18 protein-coding genes and 4 pseudogenes are annotated in these 19,764 nt (G+C 63.2%); 11 read left to right on the forward strand and 11 right to left on the reverse strand.

What is annotated here, in order from left to right:
- Positions 1–41: 41 nt before the first annotated feature.
- Both QO058_RS14580 and QO058_RS31105 read right to left on the reverse strand, forming a co-directional pair.
- A pseudogene (locus tag QO058_RS14580) lies at positions 42–1,057 on the reverse strand (ATP-dependent DNA ligase).
- A 32-nt stretch (positions 1,058–1,089) separates the two neighbouring features.
- The gene (locus QO058_RS31105; protein WP_347976517.1) at positions 1,090–1,653 is read right to left on the reverse strand and encodes a hypothetical protein; all 564 of its coding nucleotides are present in this window, start codon (positions 1,651–1,653) and stop codon (positions 1,090–1,092) included.
- 544 nt (positions 1,654–2,197) lie between these two features.
- On the opposite strand from QO058_RS31105, the gene QO058_RS14590 reads away from it, so the two are divergent.
- The 3 genes from QO058_RS14590 to xth all read left to right on the forward strand — a co-directional run bounded on the left by QO058_RS14590 (position 2,198) and on the right by xth (position 4,276).
- Positions 2,198–2,437, forward strand: coding sequence for a DUF2171 domain-containing protein (locus tag QO058_RS14590; protein ID WP_284172789.1), 240 nt, complete (start codon positions 2,198–2,200; stop codon positions 2,435–2,437).
- A 381-nt stretch (positions 2,438–2,818) separates the two neighbouring features.
- Entirely contained in the window at positions 2,819–3,460 is a 642-nt protein-coding gene (locus QO058_RS14595) for an alpha/beta hydrolase family protein (protein ID WP_284172790.1), read from the forward strand.
- Positions 3,461–3,469: 9 nt separating this feature from the next.
- Positions 3,470–4,276, forward strand: coding sequence for an exodeoxyribonuclease III (gene xth / locus QO058_RS14600; RefSeq protein ID WP_284172791.1), 807 nt, complete (start codon positions 3,470–3,472; stop codon positions 4,274–4,276).
- A gap of 47 nt (positions 4,277–4,323) precedes the next feature.
- Here xth and QO058_RS14605 read toward each other — a convergent pair.
- A pseudogene (locus QO058_RS14605) lies at positions 4,324–5,179 on the reverse strand (alpha/beta fold hydrolase).
- Between the two features lie 166 nt (positions 5,180–5,345).
- On the opposite strand from QO058_RS14605, the gene ligD reads away from it, so the two are divergent.
- Positions 5,346–7,970 (forward strand): DNA ligase D, encoded by a 2,625-nt coding sequence (ligD, locus tag QO058_RS14610; RefSeq protein ID WP_284172792.1) that lies wholly within the window; start codon positions 5,346–5,348, stop codon positions 7,968–7,970.
- 72 nt (positions 7,971–8,042) lie between these two features.
- Positions 8,043–8,830 (forward strand): annotated as a pseudogene (gene ku, locus QO058_RS14615) (non-homologous end joining protein Ku).
- A 30-nt stretch (positions 8,831–8,860) separates the two neighbouring features.
- On the opposite strand, the gene ku (QO058_RS14620) reads toward ku (QO058_RS14615), so the two are convergent.
- Positions 8,861–9,703, reverse strand: coding sequence for a non-homologous end joining protein Ku (ku, locus tag QO058_RS14620; protein ID WP_284172793.1), 843 nt, complete (start codon positions 9,701–9,703; stop codon positions 8,861–8,863).
- A gap of 101 nt (positions 9,704–9,804) precedes the next feature.
- On the opposite strand from ku (QO058_RS14620), the gene QO058_RS14625 reads away from it, so the two are divergent.
- The gene (locus QO058_RS14625) at positions 9,805–10,092 is read left to right on the forward strand and encodes a hypothetical protein (RefSeq protein ID WP_284172794.1); all 288 of its coding nucleotides are present in this window, start codon (positions 9,805–9,807) and stop codon (positions 10,090–10,092) included.
- Between the two features lie 198 nt (positions 10,093–10,290).
- Here the strand turns inward: QO058_RS14625 and QO058_RS14630 are convergent.
- Positions 10,291–11,144: pseudogene (locus QO058_RS14630) on the reverse strand (SDR family oxidoreductase).
- Between the two features lie 571 nt (positions 11,145–11,715).
- Here QO058_RS14630 and QO058_RS14635 point away from each other — a divergent pair.
- The gene (locus QO058_RS14635) at positions 11,716–11,961 is read left to right on the forward strand and encodes a hypothetical protein (protein ID WP_284172795.1); all 246 of its coding nucleotides are present in this window, start codon (positions 11,716–11,718) and stop codon (positions 11,959–11,961) included.
- A 119-nt stretch (positions 11,962–12,080) separates the two neighbouring features.
- The gene (locus QO058_RS14640) at positions 12,081–12,665 is read left to right on the forward strand and encodes a DNA-3-methyladenine glycosylase (protein WP_284172906.1); all 585 of its coding nucleotides are present in this window, start codon (positions 12,081–12,083) and stop codon (positions 12,663–12,665) included.
- A 144-nt stretch (positions 12,666–12,809) separates the two neighbouring features.
- On the opposite strand, the gene QO058_RS14645 is transcribed toward QO058_RS14640, so the two are convergent.
- A complete protein-coding gene (locus QO058_RS14645) occupies positions 12,810–14,120 on the reverse strand; it encodes a DUF763 domain-containing protein (protein ID WP_284172796.1) in 1,311 nt (436 codons plus the stop codon).
- A gap of 257 nt (positions 14,121–14,377) precedes the next feature.
- Here QO058_RS14645 and QO058_RS14650 point away from each other — a divergent pair, with 257 nt between their 5' ends.
- Positions 14,378–14,566, forward strand: a complete 189-nt coding sequence (locus tag QO058_RS14650) for a DUF3008 family protein (protein WP_284172797.1) — start codon at positions 14,378–14,380, stop codon at positions 14,564–14,566.
- A gap of 380 nt (positions 14,567–14,946) precedes the next feature.
- Here the strand turns inward: QO058_RS14650 and QO058_RS14655 are convergent, their stop codons facing one another.
- Complete coding sequence (locus QO058_RS14655) at positions 14,947–16,062, reverse strand: GGDEF domain-containing protein (protein ID WP_284172798.1); 1,116 nt, start codon at positions 16,060–16,062, stop codon at positions 14,947–14,949.
- Between QO058_RS14655 and QO058_RS14660 the strand changes: the two genes are divergently transcribed.
- The gene (locus tag QO058_RS14660; protein WP_284172799.1) at positions 16,004–16,606 is read left to right on the forward strand and encodes a response regulator; all 603 of its coding nucleotides are present in this window, start codon (positions 16,004–16,006) and stop codon (positions 16,604–16,606) included. The two genes, QO058_RS14655 and QO058_RS14660, sit on opposite strands and share 59 nt — an antisense overlap.
- On the opposite strand, the gene QO058_RS14665 is transcribed toward QO058_RS14660, so the two are convergent.
- The 4 genes from QO058_RS14665 to QO058_RS14680 all read right to left on the reverse strand — a co-directional run bounded on the left by QO058_RS14665 (position 16,577) and on the right by QO058_RS14680 (position 19,280).
- Positions 16,577–16,885, reverse strand: coding sequence for a response regulator (locus tag QO058_RS14665; RefSeq protein WP_347976522.1), 309 nt, complete (start codon positions 16,883–16,885; stop codon positions 16,577–16,579). The genes QO058_RS14660 and QO058_RS14665 overlap by 30 nt on opposite strands.
- A 144-nt stretch (positions 16,886–17,029) precedes the next feature.
- Positions 17,030–17,341 carry a DUF6894 family protein gene (locus QO058_RS14670; RefSeq protein ID WP_284172801.1) on the reverse strand — a complete coding sequence of 104 codons (312 nt, stop codon included), beginning with the start codon at positions 17,339–17,341 and terminating at the stop codon, positions 17,030–17,032.
- A 95-nt stretch (positions 17,342–17,436) separates the two neighbouring features.
- Positions 17,437–18,600 (reverse strand): histidine kinase dimerization/phosphoacceptor domain -containing protein, encoded by a 1,164-nt coding sequence (locus QO058_RS14675; protein ID WP_284172802.1) that lies wholly within the window; start codon positions 18,598–18,600, stop codon positions 17,437–17,439.
- Positions 18,601–18,770: 170 nt separating this feature from the next.
- The gene (locus QO058_RS14680; RefSeq protein ID WP_284172803.1) at positions 18,771–19,280 is read right to left on the reverse strand and encodes a YciE/YciF ferroxidase family protein; all 510 of its coding nucleotides are present in this window, start codon (positions 19,278–19,280) and stop codon (positions 18,771–18,773) included.
- 153 nt (positions 19,281–19,433) lie between these two features.
- On the opposite strand from QO058_RS14680, the gene QO058_RS14685 reads away from it, so the two are divergent.
- Complete coding sequence (locus tag QO058_RS14685) at positions 19,434–19,730, forward strand: PepSY domain-containing protein (RefSeq protein ID WP_284172804.1); 297 nt, start codon at positions 19,434–19,436, stop codon at positions 19,728–19,730.
- The last annotated feature ends 34 nt before the right edge of the window (positions 19,731–19,764 follow it).

Below are 19,764 nucleotides of genomic sequence, written 5' to 3' on the forward strand. Positions count from 1 at the left end.
CTTTAACGCTGGGGACAGCAAGATGGGTCCGGGCCAGTTGCCTAGCTGAGCTGGTCAAACGTGCATTGTCGTGGTGCCTTGTCGGGCCGCCACCGCAATAGCTTTGTGCCGTGACGGAAACGATCCGCGGTTACATGGTCAAAGCGCACTTCGACCACCAGTTCCGGTCGCAGCGGTTCCCAAGCGCCGCTACGCTCGGTGCTCCAACGGCTCGGACCGCCAGGCGCGTTGCCAGTGAAGCCGGGTGCTTCGCGCAAGTCCTCCAGACGTCGGGTAAGGGCGCCTCTGTCTTCGTTGGCAATGGTCGAGGTGAAGCCGACATGGTCGAGCCTGCCTTCCTTGTCATATAGGCCAAGCAGCAGGGAGCCAATCTCAGGTCTACCCGCAAGATAGCGGAAGCCACCGACCACGCAGTCGGCGGTCCTCATTCGCTTAACCTTGATCATCGCCCGCTCGCCGGAAATGTATGGATCGTCGCTCCGTTTGGCGACGACACCGTCGGTCTTTCCGTGACCTGCGTCCTTGAGCCAGGCCTCAGCCTCTTTTGGGTCGAAAGTGGCCGGCGAGAGCTCGATGTCCTTGGGATTTGACGATTTCACAGAGGTTTCGAGGGTCGTCCGTCTCTTTGATAGCGGCTGGTCGGTGAGAACATGGCCGCCGACGTCTGCCAACATGTCGAACAGAACCAGCCTGGCTGCCGTTTCGGCGGCCAGCTTGCGAACGCGGCTTTCTGCCGGGTGAAGCCGCATCTGCAACGCATCAAAAGAATATGCGCCGGAGAGCTCGATTATGATTTCCCCGTCGACCACGAACTCCGGAGCTTCCAAGCCGCGCAACAACGCGACCAGCTCGGGATACCGGCCTAAGGGCTTCCCAGACTTGGCACGCAGGTCGACGCATCACCATTCTTGAAGGCAAGGCAGCGAAAGCCATCCCACTTTGGCTCGTATTGCCATACGCCGGTATCTATGGGGATCGTTTGCGCAAGCCTAGCCTCCATGGCGCGCGTGTCGACCGAAAGCGCGAAGGAAAGGGAGGGATTTTCTAATGCGGCCATCTTTTTCGCTCCTAGCGGTACGGATAAGCTCATCAAGTTTCCCCGCCTTCGCTGCTAGATGCGTGTTTGCGCCGGGTTTCCCGCGATCGCTCTGAAGATCGCGCCTGTCGTCGGGCTGCGCGAAGCTCCTCTATCGTCGGGTTCCACCAGCCGCGAGCGGTGTCGGCCGCGCTCACGGGGCGTCGCGACGGCCAGGTCTTCACCAGTTCGTCAAGGCTTGGGCGCCGCCAGACTGCCCAGATCAGATCGGCATCCGAACTCTGACTCCATGGATAGTGGGCCGTCGCGACCGCGGCGCCGACCAACTCGCCGGTGATGTCGTCGATGACGATCGCTCCGCGATGCGACATCAGCGGTCGACCCATTGGCGGCAATGCATCGGCGGGAACCGGATAACGCAGCCGGTGACGCTCGTTCGCGAGGGCCTTTTCCTCTGCGAATTCGGAAGATGCCCTGGCTTCTTCGGCCCTGCGCTTTCGGGCTTCGGGTTCGTTGCGCTGAGCCGCGGCCTCGATGGCGGGCCAGCGGTTCCGCAGTTCGTCGAAGGCGCGGAATGGAACGCGCCAAACCCTCTGATCACCATCCACCAAGCCCACGGAACGGAGCGCAGCTCGTCCACGACCGTCTTCGAATAAGGCGTTCGAACGAGCAGGTCGTCCGCGGCCTCCAAATGGGTGCTGATGATCGGCTCGAAGGCAAAAGCGTCTCGGCCCCGCTGATCGGCATGCGCCAAAACCCCTGACAGTTCGCGCTCCAGCCAGCGGTGTAGCCGCCGACCGGCGAGCTTGCCTGGCACCAGCCAGATCCGCCGGTCATCTCGCCAGCGCGCCCGCGGAAAGGCCGTCCGGAATCGCGCAACCAGTCCCGCGTCATAGGGGAACGAAACGGCGGCACCCGGCCGTTCATTCACCGCCTCTTCAATGACAACGGGTTCGAGTGCGCTTGGCGGCATCCGGAGTGGCTTTCCTACAGTTGGGCACCGTGAGAGGACATGCCCGGAGTGGCGCCGACTGGTGCAGGCTCCCGCACCGTGGCTTCCCCATCTTTGGCTCGGTGCAGGCTCCCTCGCTGCGGGGAGGAACTAACCGACCGTGACAGCCGTTCCAAACGTCATTCGAGATCCAACATGGGAGGTTCGAGATGATGTTCGTGGATCAAATCCGAGAGGGCCTGGAGGTGGTCGGTTCCGACGGAGACCATGTTGGCACCGTCGACAGCCTGTCCGGACAGTTACTGAAGCTGAAAAAGAGCGACCCCGCCTCGGGCGGCACGGATCATTATCTCGACCTGGGACTGGTCACAGGTGTCGAGGGCAACGTCATCTCACTGCTCGTCTCGGCCGCTGAAGCTAAGGAACGGTGGTCCGACGAGAGCGACTGAGCCGGCGCACCTTTCCGTCGTCCCAATGGTTTGGAGGTAGGCATGGCCCATACCGTTTCGAACTTCATTTGGTCGCGTCTGAGGAGATGGCCGGCCTAGCGTCGGCCCGTGCGGGTAACCCGGCCGACTAACCTTCGAGCGTCTAGATGCTCATGAGACCGGGCGAAACCGGTTGCTCGCCTCGGACGCTTCGCACCAACCGCGGACGCGACGCGCGCTAACGTCCGGCTCCGTCGCCGTCAAGTTCCGATGAAAGTTCGCTCAGAAGCAACCGCCGGCAAGTACCGCGCGTTCCGGTGTTACAGTTCCGGGCCTCTCAATGTCGGCTGCCCCGGAAATTCGCATCGTCGAACTGATCTTCAGGCATAAGGGCTCCGGCGGATGGCGGTGAGGTTTCTCTACGACGGTCCCGAGCAGGCGAAACGAGCGGTCCTGCTCGCGCACGGCGCGGGCGGGCCGATGGATTCGCCCTCGCTGACAGCGACGGCGAAGGCTTTGGCGGGATCGGGCTTTCGCGTGGCTCGCTTCGAGTTCGATTATATGGCCGGCCGACGTACGGCGTCGGGCCGCCAGCCGCCGCCGCGAGCGGAAAAGCTCAATCCCGAATATATCGCCGCGATCGACGCGTTTGACGCGAAAGGTCCCCTCATCATCGGCGGTAAGTCGATGGGCGGCCGGGTCGCCAGCATGGTCGCAGACGACCTCTTCGACTCTGGCCGGGTCCAAGGCCTGCTGTGCCTCGGTTATCCCTTTCATCCGCCAGCAAAGCCCGAGCAGTTGCGTACCGCGCACCTCGTCGACCTGAAAATCCCGACGCTGATCGTGCAGGGCACGCGCGACGAGTTCGGCAGGCGGGAGGAGGTCTCCGCCTACACACTGTCACCGGCCATCGAGATGCTGTGGCTGCATGACGGTGACCACGATCTGAAGCCGCGGAAGTCCGTTTCCGGCTTTTCGGCCGCCGACCATCTGAAGACCATGGCTGACGCGGTTTCGGCCTGGGCCGAGCGGATCACGAGCTGAGACGGGACGATGAAAATCGCCACCTTCAACGTCAACGGCATCAATGGACGCTTGGCGGTGCTCCTGCGGTGGCTGGAAGACGCGCAGCCGGACGTCGTTTGCCTGCAGGAGCTGAAGGCGCCCGATGGCCGTTTTCCGATCGGCGAGATCGAGGGGGCCGGCTACGGGGCGATCTGGCATGGCCAGAAGAGCTGGAACGGCGTTGCGATCCTTGCGCGCGGTGCTGAGCCGATCGAGACCCGCCGAGGCCTGCCCGGTGACCCCGAAGACAGCCAAAGCCGCTATATCGAGGCGGCTGTCGACGGAATGATCATAGCCTGCCTTTATTTGCCGAACGGCAACCCCGCGCCGGGGCCGAAGTTCGGCTACAAGCTGCGATGGTTCCAGCGGTTGACGGACTACGCGGCTGAGCTTCTCGCGCTCGACGTGCCTGTCATCCTTGCCGGCGATTACAACGTGATGCCGACCGAGCTCGACGTCTACAAGCCAGAGCGATGGGTCGACGACGCGCTTTTTCGGCCAGAGGTCCGCGAGGCGTTTCGTGTCCTGGCCAGGCAAGGTTGGACGGACGCGCTGCGCACGCTCCATCCCGGCGAGCGCATTTACACCTTCTGGGACTATTTCCGGAATGCCTGGGGCCGCAATGCCGGCCTTCGGCTCGATCATTTTCTGCTCAGTCCGATGGTTGCAACGCGGCTCGTCGCAGCCGATGTGGATCGCAATGTCCGCGGCTGGACGAAAGCGAGCGACCACGCGCCTGTCTGGATCGAACTTTCGGACTCAACACGGCCGAAGCGACGCCGGAATCCTTCATAGCGGCATCACCATGATCGCCCTGGGCTTCGAATCATACGACCCTGACCTCAGACTTCGAAGAATTGGCGAAGCTTTTGAGCGAGTGCTCCCGGGGCTTCTTCAGCCATGTGATGACCGCAAGATATCGATGAACCGCTCAGGTCTCCGGCCCAGGCCCGCCACACTTCTACGACATCTCCGTAGAACTCCGGCAGGTCGTCCTGCTCCGACCAGAGCGCCAGGAGAGGGCATTGCAGCCGCCGGCCGGTCGCGCGATCCGCGCGGTCATGCTGATGATCGATCGCAAGGCCCGCGCGATAATCCTCGAGCATCGTGTGAACCGTCGAAGGATCGGTGATGGCCTGGAGATAGTCGGCGTAATTCTCGGTGCCCTGACCTGGGGTGATCCGCCATACCAAGCCAGCGGGTCGGCCGGGATCGCCCGCTCGGGCTTTTCGGGCTGCGCATAGAAGAACTAATGCCACCAGCGCCGCGCGAACTGCTCGCGACACCTTTCAAGCGCTTCGAGGATCGGAACCCCATCGAGGACCGCGAGCCTGCGGACGCGCTGCGGATGGTCCATCGCCAGCCGAAAGGCAGTGTAGGCGCCACGGTCATGCCCAGCGACATCGAATCTGTCATGGCCGAGTTCCGTCATGAGTTCGGCAAGCGCAGCCGCTTTCGCACGTTTCGATGAATAGGCGTGATCGGGTTGATCGGCCGGTTTGAAGGACTGGCCGAATCCCGGGGATCGGGACAGATGATCGAGAAGTGATCGCTGAGACGCTCCGCGACGCGATGCCAGGTCGTATGCGTGCGCGGATGTCCGTGGATCAAAAGCAGTGGCGGTCGGTCGCCGCCCGTCCTCACCCGCAGTATGCCGTCTTTTACCCGCAGGTGACGAACCTCGAAGCCTTTGAACACGAGATCGCTCCTTGTGAACCCATGTCAGAAACGTGTTGGCTGGGGTCCGGTTCAGCTGTGAACGACGGGGAATTGCGAAGGGCATGGGCTGTCCGGCCATCCGATGCCCCGGAGATGGAACACGCAAAACCAGGGCGCGTTGAGGAAACGCACAGAGGGTGGGACGTTGGCGGGCAAGCTTCAGGCATATCGCGCCAAGCGCGATTTTGAGAAGACCAAGGAGCCCAGCGATGACGCCTCGGTAGCGTCGTCGGATCGTTTGCGCTTCGTCATTCAAAAGCATGACGCCACAAGGCTGCACTATGACCTGCGTCTCGAGCTCGACGGCGTCTTCAAATCCTGGGCGGTGACGAAAGGCCCATCGCTCGATCCTCACGACAAGCGGCTTGCGGTCGAAGTGGAAGATCACCCGCTCGCTTATGGCGACTTCGAAGGAACGATCCCCAAGGGAGAATATGGCGGGGGCACGGTCCAACTCTGGGATCGCGGCTTCTGGGAACCAGAGGGGAAACTCAGCCCCCAGAGGCAGTTCGAGAAGGGCGACCTGAAATTCACGCTCGAAGGCGAGAGGCTCCACGGCAGCTTCGTCCTGGTCCGAATGCGAGGGGATCGCGATGGCGGCAAGCGGACCAACTGGCTCCTTATCAAGCATCGCGACGAGCATGCTGTCGATGGCGAGGGCGACGCGATCCTGAAGACCGACACTTCGGTCGCGTCGGGGCGGAAGATGTCGGCGATAGCCTCCGGCAAGGGACGCTCTCCAAAGCCGTTTCTGCTTGCCGGGAACGGTTTGGCTGCGGATGCGGAGTGGGATAGCCGAAAGGGTCTGGCCGCCAAACAGCGGAGCGAGCCGCCGGCGAAGTCCACATCCCGCAAGGACGTCACGGCGAAGATGCCGTCATTCATCCCGCCGCAATTGTGCCGAAGCGTCGAGCGTCCGCCCAATGGGAATGACTGGGTGCACGAGATTAAATTCGACGGCTACCGCATCCAGATGCGGATCGAAGCCGCCAAGGCCGCGCTGAAGACGCGCAAAGGCCTCGATTGGACCTCGAAATTCCGTGCCATCGCGAAAGCCGCTGAGGGGTTGCCGGATGCCATCATCGACGGCGAGATCGTGGCGCTCGACAGCCATGGCTCGCCGGATTTCTCGGCGCTTCAGGCCGCGATTTCCGAGGGCAAGACGCAGGACCTCGTCTTTTTCGCCTTCGACATGCTCTTCGATGCGAACACGGATCTGCGCGAGCGGCCGCTCCGCGAGCGGAAAGAGCAGCTGAAGGCCTATCTCGACGACCATGCCAACGGCGTCGTCCTTCGCTATGTCGAGCATTTCGAGACCGGCGGCGATGCGGTGCTGAAATCGGCCTGCAAATTGTCGCTGGAGGGCATCATCTCGAAGGCCGTCGATGCGCCTTATGTCTCGGGCCGCAGCGACACCTGGACGAAGGCGAAGTGCCGCGCCGGCCACGAGGTCGTCATCGGCGGCTGGTCGACGACGGCCGGCAAGTTCAGATCGTTGCTCGTCGGCGTCAACCGGGGCTCCCATTTCGTCTATATCGGCCGGGTCGGTACCGGCTACAGCGCGTCCAAGGTCGCGCAGTTGATGCCGCGATTGAAGGCGGTGGCCGCCAAGACGTCGCCCTTCACGGGAGCCGGTGCACCGAAGCGCGAGCCCGGTGTGACCTGGTTGAAGCCCGAGCTCGTCGCCGAGATCGAGTTTGCCGGGTGGACGGGCGACGGCATGGTGCGACAGGCGGCCTTCAAGGGACTGCGCGAGGACAAGCCCGCCGAAGAGGTCGAAACCGAGCTACCAGCCGATCCGGAAGAAATCGCAACGCCTGAACCTCGCCCCTCCCGCTCCCGCGGCCGCGGCGGCAGAGCCGATGTCATGGGCGTCGGCATCAGCCATCCCGACAAAGCCCTGTGGCCAAATGCCGACGACGATCGCCCCGTTTCGAAGCAGGAGCTGGCCGAGTATTTCGCAGCGATAGGCGAGTGGATGCTGCCGCATATCAAGGGGCGCCCTTGCTCGCTCGTGCGCGCGCCCGACGGGATCAACGGCGAGATGTTCTTCCAGCGCCATGCCGGCATGGGCACGTCGAACCTGTTCGAACTCGTCCACGTCTTCGGCGACAAGAAGCCCTATCTCCAGATCGATCGCATCGAGGCGTTGGCCGCTGCAGCCCAGGTTGGAGGCATCGAGCTTCATCCCTGGAACTGCGCTCCAGGCGATCCGGAGATTCCAGGGCGCCTCGTCTTCGATCTCGATCCGGGACCGGGCGTCAGTTTTGGCGACGTCATCGACGCGGCCAAGCAGATGCGCGAGAGGTTGGAGGCGCTCGGTCTCACCAGTTTCTGCAAGACGACCGGCGGCAAGGGCCTGCACGTCGTCGCGCCACTGGTCCCCGGTAAGCGCAGCAAGGTCGATTGGCCAGCCGCGAAGGATTTCGCGCGCCGGGTCTGTGCGGTTCTGGCCAGCGAGGAGCCGTCGCGCTACGTCGTCAACATGGCCAAGCGCCTGCGCAACGGCCGCATATTCCTCGACTACCTGCGCAATGACCGGATGGCGACGGCGGTCGGGCCGCGCTCGCCACGGGCCAGGCCCGGTGCACACGCCTCAATGCCGCTGACGTGGTCTCAGGTCAAAGCCGGTCTCGACCCGAGTCGTTTCACAGTGAGGACACTGCCTGGGCTGCTCAAGAAGACCAAGGCTTGGGACGGATACGATGATGCGGCCGGATCAATTGCGGACGCCATCAAGAAACTCGGGAAGCGAGCCGAGGCGGCCTGACCGCTTCGGGTTGCTTGCGGAACGATCGGCCGTAGCGCTGCGTTCACCGGGACAATCGGGAGAGATGTGACCATGGCGCCGCGGACATTCTGGAAGGGGTATCTGAAGCTGTCGCTCGTGACGTGCCCTGTGGCGATGATGCCGGCTCGCTCCGAGAGCGAGAAGGTGCGGTTCCACACGCTCAACCGCAAGACGGGAAACCGGATCCAGAGCCGGTTCGTCGATGCGGTTACTGGCAAGCCCGTTACCGATGACGACGAGGTCAAAGGTTATCCCAAGGGTGACGACGAATACGTCATGCTGGAAGATGACGAGCTCGATGCCGTGGCGTTGGAGAGCACCCGGACGATCGATATCGAGACCTTCGCACCCCGCTCCTCGGTCGGCTGGATCTGGTACGACACGCCGCACTATCTCGTGCCGGATGCCAAGGTCGGCGAAGAAGCCTTCTCGGTCATTCGCGAGGCGATGAAACGAACCAACACGGTCGGGATTTCGCGCGTGGTTCTGTATCGTCGCGAGCGGGCCGTGCTCCTTGACGCCCGCGACAACGGCATCGTGCTGTGGACGCTGCGCTATGGTGACGAGGTCAGGCCGGAGAAGGATTATTTCGGTGGGATCGAAAAGTCCGAGCCGGACGCGGACTTGCGGCCCCTGATGGACAAGCTGATCAAGACGCGCACCAAGGACTGGTCGCCGGAGCTTGCCACCGATCCCGTGCAGGCCGAATTGCTCAGCATCATCAAGGCCAAACAAAGGGCCGCAAACCCGCAAAGGCGGCGCCCCGTCAAGCCACGGAAGGCAACGTCATCAGCATCATGGATGCACTAAAGAAGAGTCTCGAGCCCAGGCGCAAGTAAACGGCGCGCAAGTAATCAACGCGGACGCGATCAACCCGCTTTTTTCCGCAGCGCCTGTTTCGTGGCAGCAGGCTTCGACTTCGCTGCGGCCTTACTGCCTGTCCCTTTCGCGCTCTGGCGCAGCGCATCCAGCAGGTTGACGACCTTGGTCGGCTCTGGCCGTTTCTGCGGCTTGAGCTTGCGCCCTTCGATCTTCGCCTGGACGAGCTCGGCCAAAGCGGATTCATAGCGATCGTCGAACGATTTCGGATCGAACTCCCCGGCCTTCGTCTTGATGATGTGCTCTGCGAGTTCGAGCATCTCGTCATCGATCTTGATGGCCGGAACATCGCTGAATGCGTCCTCGGCCGAGCGCACCTCGTAGTCGAAGTTCAGCGTCGTCGCGATCAAGCCATCGCCATGCGGCCGGATCAGGATCGAGCGCATCCTGCGGAAGATGACCGTCCGGGCGAGGGCGGCCGACTTTTGGCCCTTCATCCCCTCGCGGATCAGCGCGAAGGCGTCCGACGCGATAGGCGTGCTCGGCGAGACGTAGTAGGGCTTGTCGAAGAAGATGTCGTCGATCTCGTCGCACGGCAGGAAGGTCTCGACGGTGAGAGTCTTGTCGCTTTCGGGAATGGCGGCGGCGATCTCTTCAGGTTCGAGGATGACGTAGTCGCCATCGCCCTTGTCATAGCCTTTGACCTGATCCTCGGTTTCCACGGGCTTGCCAGAGACCTCGTCGATGAACTGGCGGTGGACGCGGTTGCCGGTCTTGCGGTTGAGGGTATGGAACGAGATTCGCTCCGCCGTCGACGCCGCCGTGTACAGCGATACAGGACAGGTCACCTCGGCGATCTTCAGGACGCCCTTCCAGACAGCACGCGGAGCCATGGATCTTCCCCCAGGATGCGTCGGTGACGCTTGATGTGCGAGGAACTAGGTGGCGATGCCGATGGTTCCAGGAAAGCGCTAACCTGCAGGGGGGCAGTCCGATGTCGAACGAAGATGCCGTCATCGCCAAGGCACTAAATGCCGGACTGCGCCGGCTCCTCGTGGCGGCTTTCATCCATGAGCGAGAAACCGCATCGGGTCATGGGCAGCTTCGGGGGCTGCAGGATGCCTTCACACGCGAAATTGCCCGTCTCGCCATGCGCGGCACGACAGAGGACGGCGAGGACGTCGAGCTGACGGCGGCCGTCAGGAAGGGGCTCAGGCTGTTTGTCGAAACAGCTTATCGCGAGGCTGCGGACCGTCGAACCCCTCCCGCGAAGATTCAGTGAGGCCGGGCTATCGCCTGATAGCGTTGCTGCCCAACCGGCTTTTCGATCGGCACCCAGAATGTGTGGGCCACCCCAATGGCGAGACGGCGCCCTTCAGCCGGCCAGGCCGCGAGCACCGCATTGCGTAGTTGCACAGATCCCTCCACGCCGCGATTGTAGCGACGAAGTCGAGCAGGACCGAAGCAGGGGCGGCGCTCCTCACAGGATCGGCTTGCCGCCGGTCACGGCAATCGTGGCGCCCGACACATAGCTCGACAGCGGGTCGGCCAGCATGACGTAGGCGGTGGCGAGTTCCGCGGGCTGTCCGGGTCGCTTCATCGGCACCTGGTTGCCGAAGTTCGCGACGGTATCGGCCGGCATCGTCGAGGGGATCAGCGGCGTCCAGATCGGCCCTGGCGCGACAGCATTCGCACGAATGCCTTTCGCAGCCAGCATCTGTGCCAATCCCCCGGTGAAGTTCTGGATTGCGCCCTTCGTCGTGGCGTAGGGCAGTAGCGTCGGGTTGGGCATGTCCGAGTTGACCGAGGCCTTGTTGATGATGGCACTGCCCGGCGGCATGTGTGCTACGGCCGCCTTCGTCAGATAGAACATCGCGTGGATATTCACGGCGAAGGTCAGCTGCCATTCGTCGTCGCTGATATCTGCGATGTCCTCGAAAGTGGCCTGATGGGCGGCATTGTTCACGAGGATGTCGATCCCCAAATCCGAAACGGTCTGCTGGACGAGCTTGCGGCAATACTCGGGTGACTGGATGTCGCCCGGTACGAGCACAGCCTTCCGCCCGGCTTTTTCCACCCAGCGCGCCGTGTCGCGCGCGTCCTCGTCCTCGTCGCGATAGGAGATCAGGACGTCGGCCCCCTCACGGGCGAAGGCGATCGCCACCGCACCCCCGATCCCGCTGTCGCCTCCGGTGATGAGTGCACGTTTGCCTGGAGGCGACCGGATCCTCGATAGCTCTCCTCGCCGTGATCGGGGCTAGGATCCATTGCAGCGGTTTGGCCCGGCATGGATTGCTGTTGTTCCGGAAAGGGAGGCTTCGGATAATCGGTCATCGCGGGATCTCCGTTTCGATATCTGTCGCCATCGAAATGCGGTTTCCTTCGGGTGGATCCACGAGAAATCACCAAGCCACCGGAAGAGCCGGAAAACTGAGGTGAACCATGGCGAGCGGTTGGGCTCCGGATGGAGCCGTTCAAGACCAGATCGACGACAGCATCAGCATCACTGATGCGGTGCGTCTACCGAGGGCGCGCCTACCGACCGGGCCGGGCGAAATCTATTGTCAGGATTGCGGCGACGAAATCCCGGAGGCTTGACGCAGGGCGATGCCGGGCGCGCGCACCTGCGTTGTCTGTCAGTCTGGCCACGATGCAAAGCCCGTCATAAGCGGATTCAATCGTCGTGGCAGCAAAGGACAGCCAGCTCAAGTGATCAATGTCGGTCGCTGCCTGTCACCGCGGTTGGGAGTCGGGCTGAAGCAGCGGTGTGCCGATCAGCTCCTGCGTCACGCTGCATCGCGATATCCTGGGCCTTTCATCTTGAGCCTCGGGAACTCCTCCCCCACGCTTTCGTTGCCGAGATGACGGCAATCGTCGTCGTCATGAGCGATGAGGAAGTGTTTCGATGAATATCGAGGATAAGGCCGAATATGATGCGGCGGCCATACGCGCCAATGCGATCAGCGATGCACCTGAAGGGACTCCCGAGGCGCGCGAGCTCGCCAGGCTGGTTGCGGCCATTCGCGCGTGGGACGAAGCCCACAAGGGTGAGCAGTCTCACGGTCCCGAGCCAGTGTCGGGCCTAACCCGTCCCGATGACCTGTCGGTGTCGGGGCTGCCGGGCAATCTCGGAAAACTGCACTTGGACTGAGCAGCGCCCCTAAGGATTGCGGTAGAAACCAGTATACGTTCAGCTCGCTTGGCTGCGGTCGGGCGTGGACTTTTCGAACAGGTCGTAGCCGTGGCAGACATTCTTGCGTGTTGGCTCTGATGACATCCGGCCATCTCGACGACTGCCGGCCGATTCTTCTCCCAATCGAATTCTTCGATCGCGCGGCACCGGAGCTTGCAATCCGTTTGATTGGGGTCTCGATGTTCGTCGCCGGGGTCGGGGGCGTGATCGTTGAAACCGAGGCCTACACGCGCGACGACCCGGCTTCACACAGCTTTCGCGGGCCGACTTTGCGCAACGCCGCGATGTTCGGCCATGCCGGGACAGCATATGTCTATCGGTCATACGGCCTTCATTGGTGTTTCAACATCGTGGCCCGAGGCGGCGGCGCCGTCCTGCTCCGTGCCCTCGAACCTACCGCCGGTTTGGATATCATGCTCGAAAGGCGCGGTGGAGCATCGCCGTTGTGCAGCGGTCCCGGCCGGCTGGCTCAAGCGCTAGCCATCGACGCCAGCTTTGACGCTCTGCCGGTCTATCAGGAGCCCTTCAAGCTCAGTGATCGAACCTGTGAACCTGATGTCGCTGTGGGTCCGCGGATCGGGATCAGCCAGGCCCGTGAAAAGCCATGGCGTTTTGGCCTTCAGGGCTCCCCTCAATTGAGCAGGCGCTTTCCCCTTCGATAGGGTTTTGATCCGACACCCTCGATCTCGGCGGCTTTCGTCTCCATCACGGCCTAAGCGTCGACGGGCGCGTCGAGGCCATCTCACTTGGTGTTGGCGAGGTCATCTTCGCTGAGGAGCAGAACGCCTCGTGACATGCGCAAATGCTCAGGGCGTCTGAGCCTCCGCGCTCGCATGTCGCGCTGGGCGGATTTTCGGCGTCGCAGCCTGGGCAGTCTTGGGCTCCCGTTGCTCCCAACCAAAAACGCTCCGCCCGCCATACTCCGCCGAACGTCGGCGTTCCTCGGTCACATAATCGTCCAGTGTCGGGCCCATGGCGATACGCTCCAGCCTGCGACTCTCGCGGTCGAGTCGGACGATCGCGGCGAGGCGATCCTCCTCCCCGAGCTTGGCCCGATCGACCGCAGATCTCAGCACTGTGATCGTCTGGTCGTAGACCTTGGTCGGCACGGCGAAAGGGTGACGGTCCTTGCCGCCATGCGCGAGCGAGAAGCGCGCCGGATCGGCGAAGCGGCACGGCGCGCCATGAACCACCTCGGCCACCATTGCAAGTGAGCGCACGGTGCGGGCCCCGACGCCGGGCACGAGAAGCAGGTCCGAGAAGTCAGCCGGGGCGCAGTCGGCCGCTGCAGCGAGCGCTCCATGAAGACGCCGCGCGATCACATCCTTGGGCCGGACATCGTGATGCACCGGCATCACCAGATGGGGCAGGGCGAGTTGCGCTGGCGAGAGGGCAGGCGGGACGCGGTCGCGTTCCAGCGCAGCGAACTCCCTGACGATGGCGTCGGGCCCGATCTCGCACAGCATTGCGACCTGGCCCTGTCGTGAAGAGGCCGCGCGCGCATCGGTCAGGTTGATGATCTCGCCCTGGTTTTTGCCGTCGATGGCAGCGTGGGGCGCCTCGACGAAGCTTCCGAGGCCTTCCGACTGCCAATGATAGCGGCGGGCGAGGCCGCCATCGCCGTTCATGCCCTGCTGCACCACGACCCATTGGCCATCATCGGTGACGAAGAAGCCGTGCAGATAAAGGTCGAAACCGTCCTGCACGGCAGCGCTGTCGACCTTGGCGACGAGGCGGCTTGCTTTGGCCAAGGCGTGTCCATCGAAGCCGACTTGGGCACCGATCCGCTCCAGCTCGGTGGGCGTCTGCCGGGAATGCCTGCCTCGCCCACCGCAGACATGCAAGCCGAGCTCGCCCGCGAGCGGCGTCAGCCCGCGCTTCAGTGCCCCGATCACGCTCGTGGTGATGCCCGAAGAGTGCCAGTCCATGCCCATCACCGCGCCGAAGGATTGGAACCAGAACGGATGCGCCAGACGCCGCAGCAACTCGTCACGGCCATAGTGATGGATAATCGCTTCGCAGATGACGGCGCCGAGACTGGTCATGCGCTGGGCGAGCCAGGCCGGCACACGGCCGTAGTGCAAAGGCAGATCGGCACTGCCGGAGCGACGCGTCATGCCGGGCTCTCGCGAACGAAACGGGAACTTTACATAGCGCGATACGGCCGATGCTGCCAAGTGGAAGCATCATCGCTGCCGCCCCGTCAATTGCGGGCTCGGCGCACCGCCACCCCGAATTCATGAAGGAGGCGGCGACATGAAGCCGATGACGGCGAAAGGTGCAGGGCCTGTCCGAGCCGATCCCGCGGGAACGCCTCCGCAATTGGCTTGTTTAGGAGGTGCCGCTTTGGAAAGGCGCTAGCTAGGAGATGGACATGCCAGCAAAATCAGCAGCTCAGCAAAAGGCGGCAGGCGCCGCCTTGGCCGCCAAGCGCGGCGACATTAAGAAAAGCGAACTCAAGGGTGCTTCCAAATCGATGGAGAAATCGATGAACGAACGCGAATTCGACGATCTCGCCTCGACCAAACGCAAGGGCAAGCCCGAGCATGTGTCAAAGTCGTGAGTGGTCTTTCGGCTGCGACCGCAGCTCAATAGCCGCAAGTGAGCGTCGCCCCGTCATTGCATCGTCCTCGATCACGAGGACTACATTTTCCGCCACGACGACATCTTCGTGACGCCGGTCATCTCGGCTGAAGCCGACGCGGTTTTGGCCAAGGTCCAAGGGATGACGTCGCACCTAGTTCCAACAAAGTGCCCGCCGAGCGGCGCTCGGCTGGCACTCTGTCGCCACGAATCAGGCGGCCTTTGCTTTGGCTACGCCGCCAAGTTGGTCGACGAGCTGATCTTCGTCAGCAGTTCGTCCGTCTTGGTCTCCTCCGCAAGTGTGCGAGGTATTGCTGGGCGAGATTGAGCGCATTTAGCCTCACGTTTCATAAACTCCCTCTAGGCGACGCTCCGGAGCTGAGCGAACATCGCGCGGCCCTTGCCGGCCCGCTTGGCGGCGTAGAGTGCCTCGTCAGCGGCACGGCGCAGAGTTTCGGGGTCGTGGTACCTGTCGCCGGCCGGCACAGTCTCGATGCCGACCGAAGTGCCCGCGTCAGCCGGCGATCCCAGCAGGATGTAGGGGTGCCCGACCCGCGCCACCACGCGCTCGGCCAGACTCCTTGCCTGTCCCGCGTCGGCGCCGGGAGCGATGATGGCGAACTCGTCGCCGCCCACCCTGGCGATGAGGTCGCCATCGCGCGTGACCGTCGCCAACCGATTGGCGACTTGGCGAAGGAGGTCGTCGCCGGCCGCGTGGCCGAGACGGTCGTTGACGGCCTTGAACCCGTCCAGGTCGAGCAGGAGGAGCGAGAATGCCTTCTCGGAGGCAGCCGCCGTCGTCATGGCCTCGTCGAAAGCACGACGGTTGGCAATGCCAGTCAGGGCATCTTTGCGCGCGGCGAAATCGAGCTCGCGTTGGCCGATCAGGACGGCCTCCAACTGGCTGACGTTCCGGGCCGCAGCATCGTAGATGCTGAGGAGATAGAGGGTTAGCAGGAACGCCATTGACTGGAGCAGGTCGTCGCCGGTGAAGGCAAGGGCCGCGATGAGGATGCCAACGGCAAGGGTGCAGATCGCGCAACAGATCCAAAACCTCACGGCCCGCGAGCAGGCTCCGGAGCTGATGCCCATCGCCAACCCGACCGCCAGGATGTAGCCATCGGCGTACTCGGCATGGAAAATGCGGATTGTTAGCGCGGCGATCACGATCGTGAAGGTCAACGCGGCCGCCGCGTACCAGGTCTCCCAGCGCCGCGCCTGCGCAAGCGTAAGTTTCTCGGTCGGGCGTCGCTGAAAGGCCAAGACGCCGATGACCCGCACGGTGCTCGTCACGACGGACGCTCCTACGATCGCCCACAAAGCAGGGTCGCCGGTACGGGTGGCCATGATCGTCGCGCCGACAATCACGCAGGCGGCGATGCACAGGATCTGCGCCAGCCCACCATAGAGGCGGCCGATGATCTCGATCTCGATGGATGGCGGCAAACCGTCTGTGCGGTTTCTGATGATGAGCATGGTCCACTCCCATATGAGGAATGCCACCGACCGATGTACGAAAGGCGGTGGATTTCATTCAAATGCCGGCGACGCCTTTGGGCGGGGGTACAGCCCCCACGACTGGCGCATCGCTCCGATCGCGGGCATTATCCACGTCTCGGCTGGGGACGAAAAAATGGAAGCGCCGCAAGGTGCCAGGGTGCTCGTCCTGGAGGACGAGGCCATCATCGCCATCGACGTAGAGAACATCCTGACCGAGGCGGGCTTGTCCGTGGCCGGGACGCTCGGGTCGTGCGCGGATGCCTTGAAGTGGCTGGACGCTAACGACGCCGAGGTCGCGCTCCTCGACATGCATCTTTTGGACGGTTCGTGCGAGCCGGTGGCGCGGCGGCTGGCCGAGAAGGGCATCCCGTTCGTGGTCTTCTCAGGCGATTCGGAAACCGACGAGACGCTCGACCCTATCTTCAGAACCGGCATCTGGCTGGAGAAACCGGCGCCCGCCGACAGGATCGTCGCGGCGGTGAGAGCGGCGCTAGTTGATGGCATGAAGCGCGTCGAGTAGCGCCGTCTCCGAGTAGGGCTTGTGCAGGAACGTCGTATCATTCGGCATGTCGCAGGCCGGCGGCGTGATGCGGCCCGACGCCAGGATCAGGACGACCGGCGGCCACCCGATCCGGACCTCATGCATCAGCGCCAGACCGTCCATGGATCCGGGCATCTCGATGTCGGAGAAGACGGCGGCGATGTCCGGGCGGGATACCATCAGAGCCACGGCGTCGTCGGCGTTCGATGCCTCGAGGACGTCGAAGCCCGCGTCCTCGACGATCGCGACCGCGTTCATCCGGATGATTGGCTCATCTTCGACGATCAGAACGAGTCTTGTCATGGCGAGACTTTCGGCTGTGACACTTAGCCAACTGCAGTCGAAGCCCGTTGTTGCCGCCGGATAGAAAGAAATGTCCGAGTTATCTTAGCGGCCGGTTAATCAGTCAGGCGCGGGGACCGGTCCCGAGGTCACGGCGACGTCGTCCGCATCCGCTTCCTCGCTCTCGCGATCGAGGTCGTCCTCGGTCTTGGCACTGAAGTTCAAGTCGGCCCGGTAAACCTCCTTGCCGGTCTCGTCCTCGACACTGACGCCGAAATCGGCGCGCTTGCCGTTCGGGAGCTTCTCCCGGGCCATCTCCCCCAAGGCGACCTGCGCGTCGTCCGTGGCCGCCTTGGTGTGCGGGAATTCGAGCGGCTCCTCGGAGCGTTCAACACTCTCGCTGTCGTTGGTAGTGATCGTGTATTTCGGCATCGTCGCAGTTCCGGTGCCCCCGGTTCGAGCAACCGCCAAATCCCTTTTGGGTTCCCGGGAGGGAGGCCGTGACGTCTCGAAGATCCGGCGATCGGCTACCGAGCCCGCGGGAATTCGACCGCGAAGACCGAGTGCGCCCCGTCATCGGACGGCTTCACGACGAATTCGCCGCCAAGCTGGTTCGTCAGGCTGCCGACGACCTTCATGCCCAGGCCAGATCGCGCGAACGGATCGAACGATTCCGGCAGGGCCTTTCCCTCATCGCTGACACGCATCACGTAACTGGTTTCGCCCTGGTGCTCCAAGGCGACCGTTATCCTGCCCTGGCCATGCTTTGCGGCGTTCGTGACAAGCTCGTTCAGGATGAGCCCCAGCGGGGCGATCTGCTCGGTGGGCAGCTCGGTCTTGATCGCCTCGACGACAATGGGCCCCCGCCCGTCCGGCAACATGTCGGACAGGTCCTGGCACAGCCGCCGGAGGTAGCTGGCGCATTCCGTCGTCTCGACCGTGTCGCTCATATAGATGTGCTGATGGACCCGCGCGACGGCCGCCACTCGGCTCGCGGCCAAGGCCAGCTCCGCTGCCGCCTGCCCGTCTGCCACGCTGCGGCCGTGCAGCTTCAGCAGGGACGCGACCATCTGTAGGCTGTTCATGACGCGATGGTCGATTTCCTTGGCCATCATCGCGGAGCGTCTCAGCGCATCGTCCTTCTCATCGATGACCTCTTCCAGCTTGGAGACCGCACGGCGTGCGGCGAGCCTGAGCTCCATCTGGTCCATGACCGTGGCGGCAAGATCCTTGAGGTTCTCGATCTGGTCCTGGCTGACGGTGCGCGGCTCCTTGTCGATGACGCAGAGCGTTCCGAGGTTGAAGCCGTCGCTCGTCTGAAGGGGCACGCCGACATAGAAGCGCAGGCCAAATCCGCTTGCCACCAGCGGGTTCGCCAGGGAGCGCGGGTCCGTCTTCGCGTCGAGCAGTATGAAGGGGTCAGACTGGAGGATCGCCGACGCGCACAGCCCGGGCTCGCGGTCGATCTGCCCGACGTCGACCCCGTGATGCGACTTGAACCAGATCCGGTCGTTGTCGACGATGCTGATGATGGAGATCGGAACGTTGAAAAGCCGCGACGCGATTGCTGTCGTCCGGTCGAATGCGCCGTCGGGCGGGGTGTCCAGGATGTCGTAGCGGCGCACCGCCATCATCCGGGCGGCCTCGTTTTCCGGGATGATCGAGCGCGAAGGGCTGTCGACGAGCGTCATGTGCCGGATCCTTGAAAAGGCGAACCTCTACCTCCCAGCATGAATTCGTACGTTCCCTCCACCTTTTTTGACAGGTTGGGATGCGGGGCCGCCACGACGTCCTAGTCGATTGGGACACAAAAATGGCCCGCCGAGTGCCGCTCGACGGGCCTTCCCTTATACCTCGGTGATCAGGCCGCCTTCGCCTTGGGGACCGCCGCCGCATTGGTCGACGTGCTGATCTTGGTCAGCAGTTCGTCGGTCTTGGTCTCCTCGGCCAGCGTGGCGTCGAGGAGGGTGACAGCTTCCTTGTGACCGAGCTGCTGCGCCCATGCCCGAAGCGTGCCGTAGCGGGTCATCTCATAATGCTCGACGGCCTGCGCGGAAGCGACCAGACCGGCGTCGAGGGCAGGGCTGTCGGCGTAGTCTTCCATGACGGCCTTGCCTTCCTCCAGGATGCCGAGGATCGCGTCGCAGGTCTTGCCGCGGGGCGCCTTGCCGATCGCCTCGAAGACGTCGCTGAGACGCTCGACGTGCCCCTCGGTCTCGGTGCGGTGCGTCTCGAAGGCCTTCTTCAGCTCTGGCGACTTCGCCGCCTTGGCCATCTTCGGCAGGGCCTTAAGGATCTGCTTCTCGGCGTAATAGACGTCCTTGAGCATGTCGTGGAACATGTCGTCGAGGGCTTTGGGTTCGGTTGCCATGGTGCTTCTCCCCGGTGGCTGGTGGAATGCCCGGTCAACGAGGAAGAACCGTTCCTGTTCCTCTCGCATCCGTGATTTGGAATGGAACTAACTTAGGCAACTCGCCGTTTTCCTGGGCATCGCGGCACAGCCGCAACCCATCGGGAGACCACCATGAAAAAGCTGATCATCGCTTCCCTGATCGCCACAGCGACCTCCTTCGGCGCCATGGCCCAGACTTCCACCACGTCGCCGGCCCCGACGCCTGCCCCTGCCGACGCGAACGCCCCGCTGCCGGGCGCCAACAGCTTCACCGAAGGCCAAGCCAAGAGCCGCCTTGAAGCCAACGGCTACACCAATGTCACCGACCTGAAGAAGGACGACAACGGTGTCTGGAAGGGCAAGGCCACCAACGCCGGCGCGCAGGTCAATGTCTCGGTCGATTACCGCGGCAACATCGTCAAGAACTGATCGATTCCCCTCCCGTCACGACCCTGGAGACATA

The sequence above is a fragment of the Bosea vestrisii genome (assembly GCF_030144325.1).
Taxonomy (GTDB): domain Bacteria; phylum Pseudomonadota; class Alphaproteobacteria; order Rhizobiales; family Beijerinckiaceae; genus Allobosea; species Allobosea vestrisii_A.